This is a genomic window from Collinsella aerofaciens (assembly GCF_015670745.1).
Lineage (GTDB): Bacteria > Actinomycetota > Coriobacteriia > Coriobacteriales > Coriobacteriaceae > Collinsella > Collinsella aerofaciens_T.
Genome location: NZ_JADPCH010000007.1, coordinates 1 through 20,192 on the forward strand (window position 1 = coordinate 1; position 20,192 = coordinate 20,192).

Here is a 20,192-nt window from a genome sequence, read left to right on the forward strand (position 1 = left end):
CATGCCCGAGGACGATTGGGGAACTAAGCCCTCGTCCCTCCCCGGGATATGTAGCGAGTCGGAGTACCCTTGCTGTTACTCTGCTTTGCCCACAGAGTTGAGGTTGGTCATGCGGATCTTAACCAGCTCGGTGATCTCACGCATGCCCTCCTTGGCCGGCTTCTTGGGATCGAAGCAGGCAGGGTTCTCGGCCATGTAGGCCATGAAGCCCTTGGTGTAGGCCTGACGCAGCTCGGTGGCGTAGTTGACCTTGCAGATGCCGTTCTTCACGGCCTCGGCGACCTGCTCATCGGGCACACCGGAAGTGCCGTGCAGAACCAGCGGCACGTCGACGGCGTCGCGGATGGCCTTGACCACGGACTGCTCGATGTGAGGATCGCTCGTGTACACGCCGTGGCTGGTGCCAACGCCAATGGCCAGCGAGGTGCAGCCGGTGCGCTCGACGAACTCCTTGGCCTCGGCCGGATCGGTGTAGGGGCTCTCGCCCTCAACCGCGGGACCGTCGTCCTCCTTGCCGCCAACCTTGCCAAGCTCGGCCTCGACGGGCACACCCATGGCGCGGCCAGCGTCGGCGACGGACTTGGTCAGAGCGATGTTGTCCTCGAAAGACTCGTGAGAACCGTCAATCATGACAGAGGTGTAGCCCGTGCGGAAGGCCTGCATGCAGCGGTCATAGCCATCGCCGTGATCGAGGTGCAGAGCGACGGGCACGGAAGCGCGCTCGGCGGCAGCCTTGACCATGCCGTAGAAGTAGTCCAGACCAGCGGTCTTGATGGTGCCCGGGGTGGTCTGCATGATGACGGGGGACTTGGTCTCCTCGGCAGCGGCCAGAACGGCCATAACAAACTCGAGGTTCTCGACGTTGAACGCGCCAACGGCGTAATGGCCGGCCTGAGCGTCCTTGAGCATCTTTTCGGTGGTAACAAGTGCCATGAGCGTTTGCTCCTCTCCCTCGCCCGCATCTGGACATCGGGCGTACGTGTCCGCAAGACGTTTTACCTTGCGTTTTGCTGCGTCCATTGTATGAAATTCAGCGGCTTTGCATGTGCGAGATATTGAGCCCATGCAGGTCAATACAGTCGTTTTTGAAAAGTAAACGGAAGGAATTGGAGCCGAGTGGGCGTATTCGATATTGAATTTTGGGCGTTCAGCGTCTTTCTTTTATAGAAAAGATAAGTAATCGAAAGGCGTTTTCTTACTCAAAAAGAAAATGAACGAAAATAGACTCAACACAATTCCTGCAAATTTCGGTTGAGAATGGAGCAGCTATGGCCCATGCGACAACCCGAGCTTTCGCCGATGAGCGTCGTTCCGCCATCATGGAAATGCTCGAACATAACGCCTCGGTGCAAGTGGCAGAAATCGCCCAGACCTTTGGCGTGTCCTCCGTTACCGCCCGCGCCGACCTGGACGCGCTCGCCGAGTCCGGCAAGTTGCGCCGCACGCATGGTGGCGCCGTGTCTCTCCAGAAGCGACTGACCGTATCCACCCAGGATCGCCGCATCAACGTCAATGTCGCCGCCAAGCAGGCCATCGCGCAAAGCGCCATCGAGCTCGTCGGCAATGGCGACACGCTGCTTGTCGACTCGGGCACCACGGCGCTCGAGTTCGTCCGGCTCCTCGATCAGCGCGACGGCATCACCGTCATCACGGCCGACATTACCATCGCCGATTACATCGACGAGAGCATGCCCTCGGTCGATGTCGTCATGCTGGGTGGGGCACTGCGCAAAGGTCATCGCTATCTGTACGGTCCACTTACCATGCAGGCGCTCCAAATGGTCCACGCCGACCTTGCCGTCATGTGCCCCGGCGCTTTTGTCCCCCGCTGCGGCTTTACGACCGACTTTCCCCAAATGGCCGAGACCAAAACGGCTATGATCGCCGCAGCCCATCAAAGCGTCGCCCTCATGGACGCCAGCAAGGTTAACGGACGCGGCATGTACCGCTTTGCCGAGCTGGCAGATGTCGACACCATCGTGATGGACCGTGACCCCGATCATGCCGTCGCCACCTCAATCGCCGAGATCGTCGACGACGCCCGCCCAAATCTCCTCATCGCTGGCGCTTAAATAAAAACCACCACAAAGGTGCCTGTCCCCTTTGTGGTGGTTGAGCGTTAAAAGCGAAATATCGCTACTTGGAAAGCTCGTCGGCGAGGGCCTCGATCTGGGCGCGCGATGCGTCGTTGAGCGAACCCATGACGGTCACTTTGTTCTGCGTCTGGGCGATGTCCTTCATGCCCTCGAGCTCCTTGGTCATAACCTTGGCAGCGGCAGGCGCCCAGGAACCGGCCTCGACGAGCGCAACCGTACGGTTCTGATAGGCGTGCTCGGCAAGCGTATGGATAAAGGTGCTCATGAACGGGAAGATCTCGCCCTGATAGGTGATGGAGGCGAGCACCAGGCGGTCGTAGCGGAACGCGTCCTCAACGGCCTCAGCCATATCATCGCGAGCCAGGTCAAAGACGGAAACCTTCTGGCCGCGGGCCTCGAGCGCAGATGCGAGCTCTTCAACGGCAGCCTTCAGATGCCCATACACACTCGCATAGGCAATCGTGATGCCCTCGTCCTCGGGCTGATAGCTCGACCAGGTGTTGTAGGTGTCGAGGTAATAGCCCAGGTTCTCGGTCAGCACGGGACCGTGAAGCGGGCAAATGATCTGGATGTCCAGATTGGCGGCCTTCTTGAGCACGGCCTGCACAAACTTGCCGAACTTGCCCACGATGCCAAAGTAGTAACGGCGCGCTTCGCAGGCCCAGCCCTCGGGATCCTCGATGTCGTTGGCGCCAAACTTGCCAAAGCCGTCGGCACTAAAGAGCACCTTGTCGGTGGCCTCGTAGGAGAAGAGCACCTCGGGCCAGTGAACATTGGGGGCACCGACAAAGGTTAGGCTGTGGCCGCCCAGGTCGAGCACGTCGCCATCTTTGACGACCATCTTGCGCTCGGAGAAGTCGGTGCCAAAGTAGTTGACCATCATGCGGAAAGCACCCATGCTAGCCACAATCTGCGCCTGGGGATAGCGCTCCATAAAGGCGGCGATACCGGCGGAATGATCGGGCTCCATGTGATGGACAACCAGGTAGTCGGGCGTACGGCCATCGAGCGCGGCCTCGAGGTTGCCGAGCCACTCGTCGACAAAGCCAGCGTCGACCGAATCGGCGACAGCAATTTTATCGCCCAAGATAACATAGCTGTTGTATGCCATGCCGTTCTCGGACACGTCGTACTGGCCCTCGAACAGGTCAATGTCGTGATCGTCGACGCCAATATAGCGGATATCCTTGGTGATCTCCATCAGGCAAAGCCTCCTAGATAGACAAAAGAACCCGTCTATCATAACACTCGCCTTTAGAGCCACAGCTATCTACCGGCATCCTTATCGATTGTTATTGATGCGGAATATACCGCTTTTGACCTGCAAAAACTATGCGCGAGGCTCTGCCGTGCTATGTCGAACGATGAGCTGACCGGGGATGCGAATGGCGACGGTTTTGTCCGTTGCCCCCGCCTTGGGAACCGCGTGCTCGAACACCTCGCGTCCACGCTGATGCAAATCAAATCGAACGGTCGTGAGCTCGTTGTGTGCGACAAAATCATCGAGCGAATCGTCGACGCCCACCACGCTCACGTCCTCGGGCACGCGCAAGCCGCTATCGCGCAGCGCTGCAATGGCGCCATTTGCCATCTGATCGTTTGCCGCATAGATCGCCGTCATGGTGCGATCGTGCTCGGCCAGGTACCTACCGGCCTCGTAACCGCTGTTGGCAGACCAGTCGCCCTCGAGCGGCTCTGCCGGCTCGATGTGCTTACGCTCGAGCGCATCCTGCCAGCCGGCGCGACGGAACTGTTCGTCAATCGAAAAGGACGGGCCGCCGATAAAGCGAATCTGTTCATGTCCCAGCTCAAACAGATGATTCATGAGCAACAGCGAGCAGCCGTAATGATCGGAGTCAACCGTAGTCACCCGCGGGTGCGCATACATGGTAACGATGACCGTGCCAATACCCGGCAACGGATCGAACGTCTCAAAATCGGGAGCCATACGGCTCATGCCGATAATGATGCCGTCCACGGGCAGCGCGGCCATACGACGTGTTGCCTCGGCAAGAGAGAATTCCTCGGTCTTGGACATCTCGACCAGTGTGATGGCGCAATTATGCTCGCGAGCAGCGCTGGCGATGCCGTCAATCATTGAGAGGTTGCCAAACTTGGTGACATCGTTGACGCACAGGCCGACCGAATGGTAACGGCCGTCACGCAACGAACGGCCGGCATAGCTCGGACGGAAGCCGAGCTCTTGCATAGCGGCTTGCACGCGCTGGCGCGTCTGTTCGTTAACGTTGGGCAATCCGTTGGCAACGCGCGAAACCGTCTGTTGCGAAACACCGGCAGCGCGGGCAACGTCGGCCATGGATACCGGACGCGTACCCGTATCGTTGGAAGGGCGCCTTGCCACAAAATCACCTTCGCTCTCGCAGGATCTGAATAGTGCGAATGTCGGCCCGGGCAGAAACACACCCCGCGCCGAAGCCCGCTATCGTCGGACGCATGTTAACGTACTCTACTTTTTCTATCAGCGGTTCTTTTGCTCCATATGTCCATACGGCCACACCGTTCACGGCCGAAAATCTACCGATTACCAGATTCTCAAAAAAGGAGATACATTGTGTTATGAGTACGTTAACATACCCTTTAACGTGCGGCGCCGCGAACGTCTGGTTTGTGGTGCTCAAAATTGTTAACGTACTCATAATGACACGGACCAGTCTCTCCGGCGTCAAGGAAAGGACTCCCATGACCACCCCCGACGAAAAGACATTCGCCACGCTCACCAAACTGTTTGAGGAGGAGTTTGGCCCCATCGGCGACCGCCAGGTGCTCTATGTGCACGCGCCCGGCCGTTCCGAAATCAGTGGCAACCACACCGACCACGAGGGCGGCCACGTCATCGCCGGCTCGCTCGATGTCGCCGTTGACGGCATTGCCGTAGCGACCGACACCAACAAGATTCGCGTCGCCGACGAGGGCTACCCCACCTTTGAGATCACGCTCGACACGCTGGATATTCAAGCGTCCGAGAAGGGCACGTCCGCGAGCCTCGTCCGCGGCATGGCCCACGAAATCGCTGCTCTGGGCGTTGAGCCCCAGGGCTTCGACTTCGCCTTCACCTGCTCTGTCCCCTCGGGCGGCGGCCTTTCCAGCTCCGCTGCTGTCGAGGCGGCATACGGTCGCGCCATGGAGACGCTCTGGGGCGCACCCGCCATTGAGCCCGTCGCGCTCGCTCAGATGAGCCAGCGCACCGAGAACAACTACTACGGCAAGCCCTGCGGCCTGATGGACCAGGCCGCCGTATGTCTGGGCGGCCTCGCCTACATGGACTTTGAGGACCAGGCTCAGCCTAAAACCAAGAAGCTCGAGCTCAACTTTGAGGATCACGGCTACGCGCTCGTGCTCGTTAAGGTCGGTGCCGACCACGTGGCCGCCACCGACGACTACGCCGCCGTTCCGCGCGAAATGCAGGACGTCGCCGCCGAGTTTGGCAAGGAACGCCTGTGCGAGGTCGATGTTGCCGACTTTGACGCCAAGCTCCCCGAGCTGCGCGCCAAGCTGGGCGACCGCGCCTGTCTGCGCGCCGTTCACTACTGGTACGAAAACGGCCTGGTCGACAAGCGCTGGGCTGCCCTGAACGCCGGCGACATCGATCAGTTCCTGGTCCTGACGCGCGAGTCCGGCGCCAGCTCTGCCATGTACCTGCAGAATGTCGTTGCCAAGCTGGGCTCCGAGCAGCCCTCGATGTATGCCCTGGCACTGGCCGAGCACGTGCTCGACGGCCGAGGCGCCGTCCGTATCCACGGTGGCGGCTTTGGTGGCACCATCCAGGCCTTCGTGCCGCTCGACCTGGTCGACACCTTCATCGCCAAGATGAACGGCTGGCTGGGCGAGGGCTCTGCCCGCCACTACGCAATTTCTGACAAGGGGGCCTACGCGGCATGGCTGTAATGACTGACGTGCGCGAGGCCGCGCAGAACCTGATCGAGTACGCCATCCACCGATCGATGATCGGCCAGGACGATCGCATCTGGGCGTATAACACCATTCTCGAGTGCATCGGTGCTACGGGCCCGGCGCTCGACATGGCCTGGGCGCTCCAGGTCGAGAAACTCTCGCTCTTGCACCCCGATACCCTGCCCAACTTTGACCTTGAAGGCACACTTGCCGCGCTTGCCGAGGCGGCTGTTGCCAACGGCGCCGCCGAGGACACGGCATCGGGCCGCGACCGCATCGCCATGCGCATCATGGGCGCGCTCATGCCGCGCCCGTCTGCCGTGATTGACGAGTTTACCGGCCGCATGGGCGTCAACGAGCCCCGCGCCGCGACCGACTGGTTCTACGGCCTGTGCTGCGACGCCGGCTACGTGCGCCGTGCCGCCATCGCGCGCAACATCAAATGGAGCACCCCCACCAACTGGGGCGATCTTGAAATCACCATCAACCTGTCCAAACCCGAGAAGGACCCGCGCGATATCGCCGCGGCAGGTGCAGCCAAGAACATGGGCGAGAAGTATCCCGCCTGCCAGCTCTGCATCGAGAACGAGGGTTACCCCGGACGCTCCGCCGCGGCTGACGGCGGCGCTCATCCCGCCCGCCAGAATCTGCGCGTTATCCCCATCCAGCTCGACGGCGAGCGTTGGGGCTTCCAGTACAGCCCGTACGCGTACTTTAACGAGCACTGCATTGCCATGAGCTCCGAGCATCGTCCGATGCACGTCGACCGCAAGGGGCTGACCTGCCTGCTCGATTTTGTGGACCTGTTCCCGCACTACTTTATCGGCACCAACGCCGACCTGCCCATCGTGGGCGGCTCGATTCTGTCGCACGACCACTTCCAGGGCGGCGCGCACGAGTTCCCCATGATGCATGCCACCGAAGTCTCGCAGTTTAGCGTGCCCGGCTTTGACCAGGTCAGCGGTACCGTGTTGCAGTGGCCGCTTTCGGTGCTGCGACTGCGCTCGCACGACCGCGCCCAGTTGCTCGACGCTGCCGAGAAGATTATCCTCGCCTGGCGCGAGTGGACCGATGAGTCTGTGGGCGTTATCGCGCACACGGCCGACGGCGTAGCGCACAACACCGTGACGCCCGTCATCCGCCGCGTCGACTTCCGCGGCAATGCCGGTGGCGAGATTTACGAGGCCTACCTGGCACTTCGCTGCAACATCACGACCGACGAGCATCCGCTGGGCGTTTTCCACCCGCATGCCGAGTATCACCATATTAAAAAGGAGAACATCGGCCTGATCGAGGTCATGGGCTTGGCCATTTTGCCGCCGCGCCTGGTTCCCGAGCTCGGCGCTGTCCGTGAGCACCTGTTGGCGGCCAAGACCGATGCCAGCTACGACCTTGCCGGTGCGCTCGAGGGCGACGACCTTTGCCGCAGCCACGCCGCATGGGCCGAGGACGTCTTTGCCCGCCGCGCCGACGAGCTTACGGCGGACAACGCCATCGACATCCTGCACGAGGAGGTCGGCGTGGTGTTTGGCCACGTGCTCGACAACGCCGGCGTCTTTAAGTGGGACGAAGCCGGCCGCGCCGCCCAACAGCGCTTTATCGACTCACTGTAATGATCCCTTGGGGACGGAGGAAAACGGATCACTTCGTCTTCAAGACAACGGCGCCCGCCGGCAACATCGCCGGCGGGCGCCGTTTTTTGAGTGTAGTCATTGGGGATGTTCTTAAACGACTGGTCATTAAAGAACGTCCCCGACGACTAATGACTCGAGCGTGGAAAATCTCCCACTTTGAGCTCGTATGGGCACCAAAAGCGGGAGATTATCCACGCTCATTCTATTAGGAGTCGCAACCGCTACAACTCTACGACCTCAACGCCGTTGTAAATCTCGTCCCAGCGGTCCATGACCAGGTGGCCGGTCTTGGGATCCATGGCGTTGAGCTTGCCGCAGGTATTGGCGGTCTTGAGCACCGTGACGTCGTCGGCACCAGCAGCAATGGCATGCGCAAAGCCGGCGATGGTCGAGTCGCCGGAACCCGTCGCGTTCACAGCCGCAATCGCGGGCGTCTTGGCGCGGAACGCGCGCCCCTCATGGAAGCCTACCGAACCGGCAGCACCCATCGAGACAACGACCCAGGGGATTCCGGCAAAGCGGCCATCGGCGGCAAGTGCCTCGCGCAGGGCATCGACATCATCGGTCGTAAAGGACGTACCCAGCAGGCCGTTAATCTCGGTCAGGTTGGGCTTTACGAGCTCAGGCTTAGCGTCGGACTCCAGCGCGGCCTCCAGCGATGCGCCCGAGGTGTCGAGCAGCACCTTGGCGCCCGCCTCTTCGGCGATCTTGACGAGCTCGGCATAGTAGCCGGCATCGACGCCACGCGGCAGCGAGCCCGAAAGCGTCACAACGTCAGCCTTCGCTGCAAGCTCGGCGAACTTGGCCGTAAAGGCCTCGAGCTCGGCTGGGACGATCTGTGGGCCGCTCTCCAGCAGCTCGGTCTGATTACCCTCGTGCAGAATATTCAGGCAAATGCGCGTCTCACCGGCGATGGGCACAAAGTCATTCTTGACGCCATCGGCATCCATGAGCTCGGCCATATAGGCACCCATGTGACCGCCAAGCAGGCCGGTCGCAAGCACATCGTCGCCCAACTGCAGCAGCACACGGCTCACGTTGAGGCCCTTGCCACCAGCGGTCTTTTCGGGCATCACGCGGTTAACATCGTCGATGATCAGCTTGTCGAGCTGATAGCGCGTATCAATCGACGGGTTCATGGTAACGGTCAGAATCATGTTGGACTCCTGTTTAGAAAACCGGCCCGCGCCCCATCACAGAAACGCGAGCCGTCAATTAAAAAGCTGCAGAATGCCGGGTGCCGCCAAAAACGAAGCACCCAAGCTCAGCAAGCAAAAGTGTTATCAGAGCAACTCGCCCGCCAGATGGCTTCGCAGCGGCGACTGGTCTGGCGTTCGGTAGAACGCCGGAACCTCCTTAGTCGTGGTATTCGCCGCGGTCCCACTTCTCGAGAAACTCGTCAAAGAAGTGCGGGTCGGCCTGAGCCTCGGCGTCGGCCTTATTGCAGGCATCGATCTTGGCAATCAGGGCATCGTGCTCGGGAGTCTTGTCGTAGGGCTCCTCCAGGAAGGCAAGCATGATATCGGCCATCAGGAACTCGCCGGTGATCTTACCGCCAAAGCCCACGATGTTGGCGTTGAGCTCGCGACGGGCATACAGGGCAGAGGTCATATCGCGGACCAGGGCGCAGCGGGCGCCGGGAACCTTGTTGACGGCGTTGGTGATGCCGATGCCGGTGCCGCACAGGGCCACGCCAAAGTCGGCCTTGCCGCTGGCAACAGCCTCGCCCACGGCCTTACCGTAGATGGGATAGTGCGTACGGGTGTGGCTGTAGGTGCCGCAGTCGAGCACCTTGTAGCCAGCCTGCTCCAGGCGGTCGGCCAGATAGATCTTCTCGTCCGTAACGATATGGTCGCAACCGATTGCGATGGTCTTCTTCATCAGAACGTCCTTTCGTCTGAATTCACAAGTTGAGATAGAAGTTCGAGTTCTCGGTGGCTCTCGTTAGGCCATCTTATTGAGCATGTCGACACGGATCTGGTGACGGCCGCCGGCGTACTGGGCGCGCAGGAACTCGCGGGCGATCTTCTTGGCGACCTCGGTGCCCACAACGCCCGGGCCCATGGTGACCATACGCGAGCCGTTGTGCTCGCGGGTCATGTAGGCGGAGCGCTCGTCGGAAATGTTGGCGACGACCATGCCCTTGATCTTGACGGCGGCCATATAGGAGCCGACGCCGTACTTATCGAATGCAAAGCCCTGGGAATCCTTGTGCTCCAGCAGGTCCTTGGCAACGGCGGTCGCGGAATCGACAAAGTCCGCGGCAGGGGTCTCGGAATAGTCGACGACCTCGTGACCGTCGGCGATGAGCATCTCCTTGATGGACTCCTTCATCGACATACCGTCGGCATCGGAAGCGATTACAACCCTCATGACATCCTCCTTGAGAGATACGCTGGCGCGTAGTTTCTGTTTGGAAGTGTTGAATCGCGATCAGGTCCGGGCATCTGAATGTGCGGTTCTTCACTGTTCATGTTTATTTGAACACATTCGAACATTAACTGCAACAATTATTTGTTTGTCTTTGTTCTTTTTTGAACAAATACCGTTCGCGGATGATTGCTGACCGTTTGGACTCAGAAAAGGCCCGGCTTACCGCGCATTCAACAAACAAAAGGGCGGCCAAGAACGTGTCTCGGCCGCCCTTCGGCGGTATTCCCCGGTATATACAGCTGTTTTAGCTACTCGGACTGCCCACCCTTTTTGGCGTGCTTGGACGGAGCACTCAGAAAGCGGCCCGTCAAATAGTTCGCCGGGCCGGAAATATCGATCCCCAGCAGTACGTGTCCCAGCCACAGGAACGCCGCGAGCACCAGCAATGGAATCACGCACGAGGTCACGATCATCACGATGACGCCTTCGATCAGATCGGTCACCTGCCGCACAATTTCATCGGTCATCTGCTTGGCGCCGCTGGTCACCGACGTGACGAGACCCGAGGCACCGTCGGCAAGCTGCTCAAGCACGTTCTTGGACTCTGTGGACTCGGTCTTTTTCTTGCTTGTTTTGGAGCTATCGCTATCTGCCGCGCTCGCAGCGTCGGCCGCCTTTTGCTCGGCCGCCTCGATGCTAACGCGATACGTTTCATCGACCTTTTGCGACACCCATACGCTCGCGGGCACGAGCGCCATGCCGATCACAGCAACCACCAGCACACGCGTTGCCACGCGGCGAATGACCGTGCTCGTACTCCAGCGCCCGTGAATGCCGAGCGACACCGCAAAGAGTACCAACGCAAACGGGATTAAGATGCCCAAGCCAACCGACCACAAAATCGTGAGCAAATATTTCTCTAGGTAGAGCACGGCAAGCACGATACCAAGGTTGCCTGAAAGCTGCGCGAGCTGCTCGGCAACTGGCGTTCCCGTATCGCCCGGCAGCGCAGTGATACCCGCAGATAGGGCGACGCACGAGGTCGTGAGCGCCAAAACATTGCCCTTCTTTTGATCGATGACCTCGATGGTGGAGTCCCAGGTCTTGGTATCGGCAAAATGCGGACGAGCTACAAAGCCCGACAACAGCGCCAGTACCACGAGCGCAACGATAAAGCCAATCTGTAGCTTTTTGTTTGCGCACACGATATCGGACAGACTGGGCTGTAGCTCGGTTACCGTCGTATGCTCAGTTATCTGGACAGGACGCCCATGGGCCATCTCGTGCGCACCTCTTTTTTGTATTGACCCGTTATCCGGCATTTGGATACCTCCTCATTCCGGCCTGTATTGCGGGTGAAAGTATACCCATCCAGCGAAAAACCGAACGGGAGGGCGTGCAGAAGCTCCATAACGCTGCTAGTCGAACAGTGCCATTTCAAAACTATGCCGGTTTACTACCGTAAAACCGATAGGACCGACCACATTTGCTATTAGCAGAAAATGGCAAGCTTTCTACCTGCGGCTTTGATAACGCTGTTCTTTCTATAGTTGAAAGAATACGATTCATCGTAGTAAACCGGCATAGTTTTGTAACCGACGGGTCGAGTCGGCACCGCAACAAACCTAATAACCCGTTTTCTTCCATCCTCAAAGGATCAAATGCATGGCAGGAGTGTCCCTAACTGCCGGCAGATAAGGAACGTCCCCAAGTGCCGGGTAAAAAGAAAAAGCCCTGTCGCGAGTCTGCGGCAGAGCTTTTGGAAGGGGACTTGGTTGTGCGGACTCGTTAGGCGAGCTTGGCCTCGAGCTCGGCGATGCGCTTGTAGGCATCGATAGTAAAGCGGGTCTGCTTCTCCAGAATCATAGTGGTCATGAGAGTATCCTGAGCGTGAGCCATGATGAAGGTCATCTCCATCTCGCCGCCGCCGGCCTCCTGCGAAAGCAGCTTGGTCTGCGTGTCGTGGGCACCGATGAGCGCATCGCTGGCATCCTTGTGCAGCTGCTCGGCCTTCTCAAAATCACCCTCGCGAGCAGCATCGAGCGCTGCAAGCAGATCGGTCTGGGCGTCACCTGCGTATGCGACGATCTCGAATCCAACCATCGAGATTTCTTCTTTGGTTGCCATATTGCGTTCCTTTCACATATGAACCAATGGAGAGCATCGCGTCCGGGCATACGCGCTGCGTTCTGTATGGCAGAAACATTAACATTCAAACAAAAAAGAACAACGCAAAACATAATTTCAAGCTATGAACGGTCAAATTTCGCCCGTGAACGGTTTCCAAACCATTTCGAACAATATCAAACATGATTAACGGAAACCCAAACAGGACCGCGCCCTAGCGCAAATCGCGCACCGTATCGCCCTCTACGAGCACGCCGGGGATCAGCATGTGCTCCACGCCAGACGCACCCCCCTCGGCACCGGCGATCTTATCGACTGCCCACATGCCGACACGCCTGTTGTCAAAGCGCACGGTGGTCAGGCGACGGTCGGGCACGATATCGCCCAGGCTGTCATCAACACCCACCACGCTCACGTCCTCGGGCACACGCCTTCCGCGCGATTCGAGCCCGCGAATGCAGCCGTAGGCCATGGCGTCGTTGGAGGCATAGATGGCAGTACAGGTCGGATCGTCCGCCAGAGCCTGGCCTGCGGCATATCCGCTCTGCGCCGTCCAATCGCCACGGATGAGTCGCGGCAGCTCAATACCATGTGCGCGCAATGTCTCGCGCCAGCCTTCCTCGCGCTGCATGCCCGAAAGCGAGCGCTCGGGACACGAGATAAAGTGCACGGTCTTGTGCCCCTGCCCCAGCAAGTACTCGACCACCTGGCGCGAGCAATCGAACTGGTCGTTATCGACCGTAGAGCACAGCGGGTGCTCCAACATCGTAACGAGCACCGTCTGCATGCCGGGCAGCGGCTCGAAGGTTCCAAAGTCCGCCGGCATGCGGTTCATAATCACGACCATACCGTCCACCGGCAGTGCGCTCATACGCGACGATGCACTCTCGAGGGTATAGGGGTGTCCATCTACTTTAGTAAGGGTGATGGCGTAGCCATGCTTATCGGCGGCGGCGGCAAAGCCCTCCATGCGGTCGAGGTTGCCAGTGCCGGTAATATTGAACATGGCGACGCCGACGGTCTTAAACTTACCGCGACGCAGCGATCGACCGGCAAAATTGGGGCGATAGCCCAGCTCGCGCATGGCGGCACGCACGCGCTCCTTGGTCTCGGGGCGCACGCTGGGCGAATCGTGAACGGTGCGCGAGACCGTCTGTTCCGAGACGCCCGCGAGACGCGCCACATCCTTAACGGATACCGATTTTTTAACAGCGGCCATAGGTCGATCTTTCTATGTCAACGATGCCATTGGTGACACCCTACGCAGTCATTTTTAACGCCTTCAAGTATATCCAACGCCTCCCCCACCATACGCTCACCACCCAAAAACTACCGTTCACCGACATTTTTGCTTCCCCGAACAGCTTTTGTCGACCAAATGTTAACGTTGCCATTATGCAAACACAGAGCCACCGGGCGGCTCAAACGTTTACGCGCAAGGAATCGACGGTCCACAGGCACAGGGGCCATCGGTTCGCGTCTTATTTTGTGTCGCAAAATGGCAACGTCAACATTTTGGCAACCAAACGTCAAAAGCTACCATCGTTGCCAACCCACCGACTCTTAGGAGCTTTGCATGGAGCAACTTATCGCCATCATCGAAAAGGGGCAGCCCTTTTTCAACGCGATCGCCCGCAACAAGTACCTCAAGGCGATCCGCGACGGTTTTATCTCCGTCATCCCCATCATCATCTTCTCGTCCATCTTCTGCCTGGTAGCCTCGGTCCCCAACATCTGGGGTTTCTACTGGCCCGATGACATCAACAACGCCCTGTGGAAGTGCTACAACTACTCCATGGGCATCCTGGCCATCGCCTGCGCCGCCACCACCGCCAAGCACTTCGCCGACGCTCAGAACCGCGACCTGCCCAAGAACAACCAGATCAACTTTATCTCGTGCATGTGCGCGGCCATCATCGGCTTCTTGCTCCTTTCGAGCGACACCATCGCCACGGACGCCGCCAGCGGCTTCAACACCACCTACCTTGGTTCCAAGGGCCTGCTGACTGCCTTCATCGCTGCGTTTGTGACCGGCATCATCTACAAGTTCTTTATCAAGCGCAACATCACCGTCAAGATGCCCGAGCAGGTTCCGCCCAACATTTCGCAGACCTTTAAGGACATCATCCCCTTCTCCGTTTGCATCACCGTCTTTTGGGTGTTTGACATCGTCTTCCGCGCTGCTTTTGGCTTCTGCTTTGCCCAGGGCGTCATCCAGGTGTTCCAGCCCCTGTTCACCGCTGCCGACGGCTACATCGGCCTCGCTGTGATCTACGGCGCCATGAGCCTGTTCTGGTTCGTGGGCGTCCACGGCCCCTCAATCGTCGAGCCCGCCATCGCCGCCGCCCTCGTTGCCAACATGACCGACAACCTGGCTGCGTTCCAGGCTGGTCAGCACGCTTCTGCTGTCCTGACCCAGGGTGCCCAGTACTTCGTCGTCTGCATGGGCGGCACCGGCGCCACGCTCGTCCTGGTCTTTATGTTCTGCTTCCTGGCCAAGTCTCAGGAGATGCGCGCTGTCGGTAAGGCCGCCATCGTCCCGGTCTGCTTCGCTGTCAACGAACCGCTGCTGTTCGCCGCACCCATCGTGCTCAACCCCGTCTTCTTTGTCCCGTTTGTCTTTGCCCCGATCGCCAATATCTGGATCCTCAAGATCTTTATCGACTTCTTGGGCATGAACGGCTTTATGTACACCCTGCCCTGGACCGTCCCCGGCCCCATCGGCACCATCATGGGCCTGGGCTTCCAGCCGCTCGCCTTTGTGATGCTCGCCCTTATCCTGGTCGTCGACTTCGTTCTGTACTATCCGTTCTTCCGTGCCTATGACGCCCAGAAGTGCGCCGAGGAGGCCGAGATTTCCGAGGAGGAGCTCGCCGCCAAGAACGCCGAGAAGGCTGCCAAGCTCAACGATGCCTTCCAGGGCAAGGCTGACGCCAAGAGCGTTGCCGCCGGCGCTGCTGCCGAGGCCGTGAAGGCCGATGCCCCCGCCGCTTCTGCAGCACCCGCTGCCGAGGCAACGACCGCCAGCGACCTCAACGGCAAGCGCGTGCTCGTGCTCTGCCAGGGCGGCGGAACCTCGGGCCTGCTCGCCAACGCACTGGCCAAGGCCGCCAAAGAGCGCGGCATCAATCTTGAGACCGCTGCCGAGGCCTATGGCAACCACGTTGACATGCTCCCCGACTTTGACCTGGTCGTCCTGGCCCCGCAGGCCGCCAGCTACCTGGCCGACCTGCAGAAGGACTGCGAGCGCGTGGGCAACAAGTGCGTCGCTTGCCGCGGTAAACAGTACATCGAGCTCTCCCAGAACGGCGATAAGTCTCTCGCCTTCGTAAGCGAGCAACTCTCGAAGTAAGTAACGCTCAGGGCCAGCCGACCATCCAAGACCGGCTGGCCCTTCGATTTAGACGATTGGATCATCATGTCCGTTAACCCTGCTAGCGTCACTAACCCGCCTGCGCAGTTTCCCGAGGACTTTGTCTTTGGCGGCGCCACTGCTGCCTACCAAGTAGAGGGCGAGACCCGCACTCACGGTAAGGGCAAGGTTGCCTGGGACGACTTCTTGGAGGCCCAGGGGCGCTTCTCCCCCGATCCCGCTTCGGACTTCTACAACCAGTACCCCGTCGATCTGGAGCTGTGCGAGGAGTTTGGCATCAACGGCATTCGCCTCTCCATCGCCTGGAGCCGCATCTTCCCCAACGGTACCGGCGAAATCAACCCCGAGGGTGTCCAGTTCTACCACGATCTTTTCGCCGAGTGCCACAAGCACCACGTTGAGCCGTTTGTCACGCTGCATCACTTCGATACGCCGCTTCCCCTCTTTGAGAAGGGCGACTTCCTCAACCGCGAGACCATCGACGCCTTTGTGGACTTTGCCACCTTCTGCTTTAAGGAGTACGCCGACGAGGTGACCTACTGGTTCACCTTTAACGAGATCTGGGCCGATGCCTCCAACACCTACATCGAGGGCACCTTCCCCGGTGGCGTCAAGGCGCATCTGGCCGAGGCCTTCCAGTGCGAGCACAACATGATGCTCGCCCACGCCAAGGCAGTACTGGCCTTCCACAACGGCGGTTTTAAGGGCAAGATCGGCGTCATCCAGTCGTTGGAGTTTAAGTATCCGCTCAACGAGAACGACCCCGCCGACATCAAAGCCGCCAACAACGAGCACGTGCTGCAGAACCAGTTTTTGCTCGACGCCACCTTCCGCGGCGACTATGCGCCCGATACGCTCGAGTGCGCTAACCGCCTGGCTGCCGTCTCGGGCGGCACCATCGAGATCCTGGACGAGGACCTCGAGATTATGCGCGAGGCCGCGCTCTACAACGACTACCTGGGCGTTAACAACTACCAGTGCCGCTTCTTGAAGGCCTACGATGGCGAGAACGACCTGCACCACAACGGTACGGGCGAGAAGGGCACTGGCCGCTGGCGCGTTAAGGGCATTGGCGAGCATGTGAACAAGCCTGGCATCCCCACCACCGACTGGGACTGGATCATCTATCCCGAGGGCCTGTTCGATCTGCTCGTCTACATTAAGCAGCGCTACCCCAACTACAAGCAGATCTTCATCACCGAGAACGGCATGGGCTACAAGGACCCCTACAAAGACGGCTTTGTGGACGACCAGCCGCGCATCGACTACATCGAGCAGCACCTGCGCTGGTTGCTCAAGGCCATGGAGGTGGGCGTCAACGTGGGCGGCTACTTCCTGTGGAGCCTGCAGGATCAGTTTTCCTGGACCAATGGCTACAACAAGCGTTACGGCTTCTTCTACGTTGACTTTGAAACCCAGAAGCGCACGCCCAAGGCAAGCGCCTACTGGTACAAGCACGTGGCGCAAACCCGTCGTCTGGACTAGCGGCTTGCGGCGAGCGGTTGGCGGAGTTGCACCGCCCACATAACCTGTCCCCATTTCTCAGCCGGGGGCGGCACGTCACACGGCGCGCCGCCCCCGACCTTTTTGTTCAGGTCGGAAGCCGTTTGTCTCAATCTGTAACATCTAGCCGAGTTTTTTGGGTCCTAGCTGTTACAGATTGAGACAAATAGGCAGAACGAGCTGAACCTACGCCCGTATATCTTTGACAGTCGAGCGTTCGACCAACGTACTCGGCACATGAATCGCCTCGATAGACGAGCTCTCTCCAATCGCCGCCTCAAACGCAAGCTTACCGACACCGCGCAAATCAAATCGCAACGTCGTCAGCCGATTGCGAGGAACAAGTCCCTCGAGTGCGTCGTCGATACCAACCACGCTCACGTCGTCGGGCACGGACAGGCCCGCGTTCTCGAGCGCGGCGATAACGCCCAGCGCCATCTGGTCATTTGCCGCAAGCACGGCAGTCGGCGCCTGCGACCCGCCGGCAAGCACCTCGGCCGCAATCCGCTCGCCCATGGCGTACCCACTGTCCGCACTCCAATCGCCACGCAGCATCGGAGCGGCATCGACATGAGCACGACCCAGCGTATCGCGCCAACCGGCCTCACGAAAACGCGAGGAAATCGAGTTTTCCGGACCCGCCACAAACCGCATATTCGAGTGACCATGTTCCAGCAGATAATTGGTCAACAGCTCGCACGAACCATACTGGTCGGAGTCGATCGTCGTGCAGCGCGGATGCGCATACATGGACAGGATGACCGTTCGCACTCCCGGCTGGGGAACAAACTCCTCAAAATCGGGAGCCATGCGGTTCATGTTGAGAATCATGCCGTCGACGGGTCGCTCGACCATGCGGCGCGAGGCATCGGCAAGTGTATAGGGCTTGTCGCCGCCCATCTCGATCATAGTGACGGCAAAATCATGCTCGCGCGCCGCTTGCATGATACCCTCGAGCGTCGCCAGGTTACCGACACGTGTGATGTTGTACATGCACAGGCCAATAGAACGATACGACCCGCCGCGCAACGCCGTTCCAGCAAAATTGGGACGAAAGCCCAGCTCTTCCATGGCGGCCAGCACACGCTTGCGCGTCTTTTCCGTCACGTTGGGCATACCGTTGACCACGCGAGACACAGTCTGGCGGCTCACGCCAGCGAGCGCCGCAACCTCTGCCGCGCTCGCCGAACGACCATTCCTTGTCCGCTGAGCCATGCCTTCCACGCTAACCTGCTTCCCAACTATTCCCCGCGCCCATGGCGCATCGTACATACATTGATAACGTGCTCATGATACCCGAGCCATATACCACAACATGAAAACTTCTGTCAATCAAAACCGCTTACCGAACAAATACAACCGTTCGCGGCTGTTTGAAGTTGTTTTGTTTCTATACATCCCAGCCGGATGTTAACGTGCTCATTGTCAAATGTTCACGTGCTCATTTTGGTTCTAATCATTTTAAGATAGTGTTTATCGGGCTTTTTCACCGCTGAACGCTAACCAGGGAGCCTCCTGAGCACAAACGCACAATATCGAACAGCGAGACGAGAGGGTGTATGCATATGTCTTTGCTAAACCGCGTACAGCAGCTGCCGAAGGGCTTTGTTTGGGGCGCCGCAACCGCCGCGTACCAAACGGAAGGTTCCACGAAGGTGGCAGGCAAGGGTAAGACCATGTGGGACGATTACCTTGTCGCCCAGGGTCGCTTTTTGCCCGACCCGGCCAGTGATTTCTACAACCGCTACGAGGAGGATATCCGCCTTTCTGCCGAGCATGGGCTCAACGCCATCCGTGTGTCCATCGCCTGGACCCGCATCTTCCCCAACGGCGACGATGCCGAGCCCCTCGCCGAGGGCGTTAAGCACTACCACGAGCTGTTCGCCTGCTGCAAAAAGTATGGCGTCGAGCCCTATGTGTCCCTGCATCACTTTGACTCCCCCGCCGCCCTGTTCAACCAGGGCGACTGGCTCAACCGCAAGACCGTCGACGCCTATGTGCGCTATGCCGAGTTCTGCTTCCGCGAGTTCCGCGAGGTCAAGAATTGGTTCACCATCAACGAGCTCATCAGCCTCTCGCACTCCCAATACATCCAAGGCAACTTCCCGCCCAACCATCACTTTGATGTGACGAGCGGCATCCAGAGCCAGCACAACGAGCTCGTTGCCCACGCCCGCGCCGTCAACCTGTATAAGGATCTTGACGAGACCGAGCACCTGGGCGGCCGCATTGGCATGGTCAACGTCCTGACGCCGGCATATCCTGCCACCGACTCGCCCGCCGACCAGCACGCCGCCGACCTGTACAACGCCTTCTACACCGACTTCATCATGGACGGCGCCTTCCTGGGCCACTACTCCGCGCGCACCCTCTCACTCATCAACGAGATTCTGCGTGCCAACAACGCCACGCTTACGGTTGAGGACAGCGACATGGAGGAGCTCGCCAAGGCGGCGCCCCGCAACGATATGTTCGGCCTCAACTACTATCAGTCGGCGTTTATCGCCGCCTACGATGGCGAGTCCACCAACAGCTTTAACGGCACCGGAGACAAGGGCACCTCGTGCTTTAAGTTTAAGGGCGTCGGGCAGCAGGTCGATATGCCGGGTATCCCCACCACCGACTGGGATTGGCTCATCTACCCGCAAGGCCTCTACGACACGCTCAAGCACATCAGCGCCACCTATCCCAACCTCCCCGTCATCTATATCACCGAAAACGGCCTGGGCCACAAGGACCCCGAGCCCGACGCAAACGGCATCGTCGCCGATCCCGAGCGCATCGACTTTGTCGACCAGCACATGGAGAAGGTGCTCCAGGCGCGCGCCGAGGGCGTCGACGTCCAGGGCTACTTTATCTGGAGCCTGCAGGACCAGTTCTCGTGGGCCAACGGCTATAACAAGCGCTACGGCCTGTTCTACATCGACTTCGACACGCAAAAACGCTACATCAAGCAGTCGGCACTCTGGTACAAGGAGCTCGCCGACACTATGGCGGACGCGCAGTAGCGCATCGCCTCGCTTTCCCCCGAGAAGGGAGCGGCCCTATGCGATACAAACCCAGCCGCTCCCCTCTCTCCCCCTGGGACCGACCCCGCCTGCACCCGGGCTTTTAGCAGGCGGGAGACCATATAGGTTTTCAACGTCCATGCCATTAAGATTTCATGCAAAGAGG

General features: G+C 59.3%; 16 protein-coding genes. 6 read left to right on the top strand and 10 right to left on the bottom strand.

Features of this window, described 5'->3' with window-relative positions; all coding sequences use genetic code 11:
• Positions 1-75: 75 nt before the first annotated feature.
• A complete protein-coding gene (locus I4W07_RS03675; RefSeq protein WP_022095149.1) occupies positions 76-933 on the bottom strand; it encodes a class II fructose-bisphosphate aldolase in 858 nt (285 codons plus the stop codon).
• A 335-nt stretch (positions 934-1,268) separates the two neighbouring features.
• On the opposite strand from I4W07_RS03675, the gene I4W07_RS03680 reads away from it, so the two are divergent.
• Positions 1,269-2,072, top strand: coding sequence for a DeoR/GlpR family DNA-binding transcription regulator (locus I4W07_RS03680; protein WP_195444998.1), 804 nt, complete (start codon positions 1,269-1,271; stop codon positions 2,070-2,072).
• A 64-nt stretch (positions 2,073-2,136) separates the two neighbouring features.
• On the opposite strand, the gene I4W07_RS03685 is transcribed toward I4W07_RS03680, so the two are convergent.
• Both I4W07_RS03685 and I4W07_RS03690 read right to left on the bottom strand, forming a co-directional pair.
• Complete coding sequence (locus tag I4W07_RS03685; RefSeq protein WP_196025644.1) at positions 2,137-3,297, bottom strand: FprA family A-type flavoprotein; 1,161 nt, start codon at positions 3,295-3,297, stop codon at positions 2,137-2,139.
• 129 nt (positions 3,298-3,426) lie between these two features.
• On the bottom strand, positions 3,427-4,413 hold the full coding sequence (locus I4W07_RS03690; RefSeq protein WP_196025690.1) for a LacI family DNA-binding transcriptional regulator: 987 nt from the start codon (positions 4,411-4,413) through the stop codon (positions 3,427-3,429).
• Positions 4,414-4,796: 383 nt separating this feature from the next.
• Between I4W07_RS03690 and I4W07_RS03695 the strand changes: the two genes are divergently transcribed.
• Together I4W07_RS03695 and I4W07_RS03700 are read left to right on the top strand one after the other, a co-directional pair.
• A complete protein-coding gene (locus tag I4W07_RS03695; RefSeq protein ID WP_196025645.1) occupies positions 4,797-6,002 on the top strand; it encodes a galactokinase in 1,206 nt (401 codons plus the stop codon).
• Positions 5,993-7,621 (top strand): UDP-glucose--hexose-1-phosphate uridylyltransferase, encoded by a 1,629-nt coding sequence (locus I4W07_RS03700; RefSeq protein WP_196025646.1) that lies wholly within the window; start codon positions 5,993-5,995, stop codon positions 7,619-7,621. Before I4W07_RS03695 ends, I4W07_RS03700 begins: the two co-directional genes overlap by 10 nt.
• A gap of 242 nt (positions 7,622-7,863) precedes the next feature.
• Here the strand turns inward: I4W07_RS03700 and I4W07_RS03705 are convergent, their stop codons facing one another.
• The 6 genes from I4W07_RS03705 to I4W07_RS03730 form a co-directional block, all read right to left on the bottom strand.
• On the bottom strand, positions 7,864-8,799 hold the full coding sequence (locus tag I4W07_RS03705) for a hexose kinase (protein ID WP_196025647.1): 936 nt from the start codon (positions 8,797-8,799) through the stop codon (positions 7,864-7,866).
• A gap of 199 nt (positions 8,800-8,998) precedes the next feature.
• Positions 8,999-9,523: a galactose-6-phosphate isomerase subunit LacB gene (gene lacB, locus I4W07_RS03710; RefSeq protein ID WP_117583544.1), complete on the bottom strand. Its 525-nt coding sequence runs from the start codon at positions 9,521-9,523 to the stop codon at positions 8,999-9,001.
• A gap of 63 nt (positions 9,524-9,586) precedes the next feature.
• Positions 9,587-10,015 carry a galactose-6-phosphate isomerase subunit LacA gene (lacA, locus tag I4W07_RS03715; RefSeq protein WP_006234830.1) on the bottom strand — a complete coding sequence of 143 codons (429 nt, stop codon included), beginning with the start codon at positions 10,013-10,015 and terminating at the stop codon, positions 9,587-9,589.
• Between the two features lie 308 nt (positions 10,016-10,323).
• The gene (locus I4W07_RS03720) at positions 10,324-11,295 is read right to left on the bottom strand and encodes a hypothetical protein (protein ID WP_196025648.1); all 972 of its coding nucleotides are present in this window, start codon (positions 11,293-11,295) and stop codon (positions 10,324-10,326) included.
• Positions 11,296-11,803: 508 nt separating this feature from the next.
• On the bottom strand, positions 11,804-12,142 hold the full coding sequence (locus I4W07_RS03725) for a PTS lactose/cellobiose transporter subunit IIA (RefSeq protein ID WP_006234827.1): 339 nt from the start codon (positions 12,140-12,142) through the stop codon (positions 11,804-11,806).
• Positions 12,143-12,356: 214 nt separating this feature from the next.
• Positions 12,357-13,361 (bottom strand): LacI family DNA-binding transcriptional regulator, encoded by a 1,005-nt coding sequence (locus I4W07_RS03730; protein WP_196025649.1) that lies wholly within the window; start codon positions 13,359-13,361, stop codon positions 12,357-12,359.
• A gap of 357 nt (positions 13,362-13,718) precedes the next feature.
• Here I4W07_RS03730 and I4W07_RS03735 point away from each other — a divergent pair, with 357 nt between their 5' ends.
• A complete protein-coding gene (locus I4W07_RS03735) occupies positions 13,719-15,494 on the top strand; it encodes a lactose/cellobiose PTS transporter subunit IIB (RefSeq protein ID WP_196025650.1) in 1,776 nt (591 codons plus the stop codon).
• Positions 15,495-15,560: 66 nt separating this feature from the next.
• The gene (gene lacG, locus I4W07_RS03740) at positions 15,561-17,000 is read left to right on the top strand and encodes a 6-phospho-beta-galactosidase (protein ID WP_196025651.1); all 1,440 of its coding nucleotides are present in this window, start codon (positions 15,561-15,563) and stop codon (positions 16,998-17,000) included.
• Between the two features lie 204 nt (positions 17,001-17,204).
• Here the strand turns inward: lacG (I4W07_RS03740) and I4W07_RS03745 are convergent, their stop codons facing one another.
• On the bottom strand, positions 17,205-18,233 hold the full coding sequence (locus tag I4W07_RS03745) for a LacI family DNA-binding transcriptional regulator (RefSeq protein ID WP_230317464.1): 1,029 nt from the start codon (positions 18,231-18,233) through the stop codon (positions 17,205-17,207).
• A 350-nt stretch (positions 18,234-18,583) separates the two neighbouring features.
• Between I4W07_RS03745 and lacG (I4W07_RS03750) the strand changes: the two genes are divergently transcribed.
• Entirely contained in the window at positions 18,584-20,026 is a 1,443-nt protein-coding gene (gene lacG / locus I4W07_RS03750; protein WP_022094683.1) for a 6-phospho-beta-galactosidase, read from the top strand.
• Positions 20,027-20,192 lie beyond the last annotated feature (166 nt).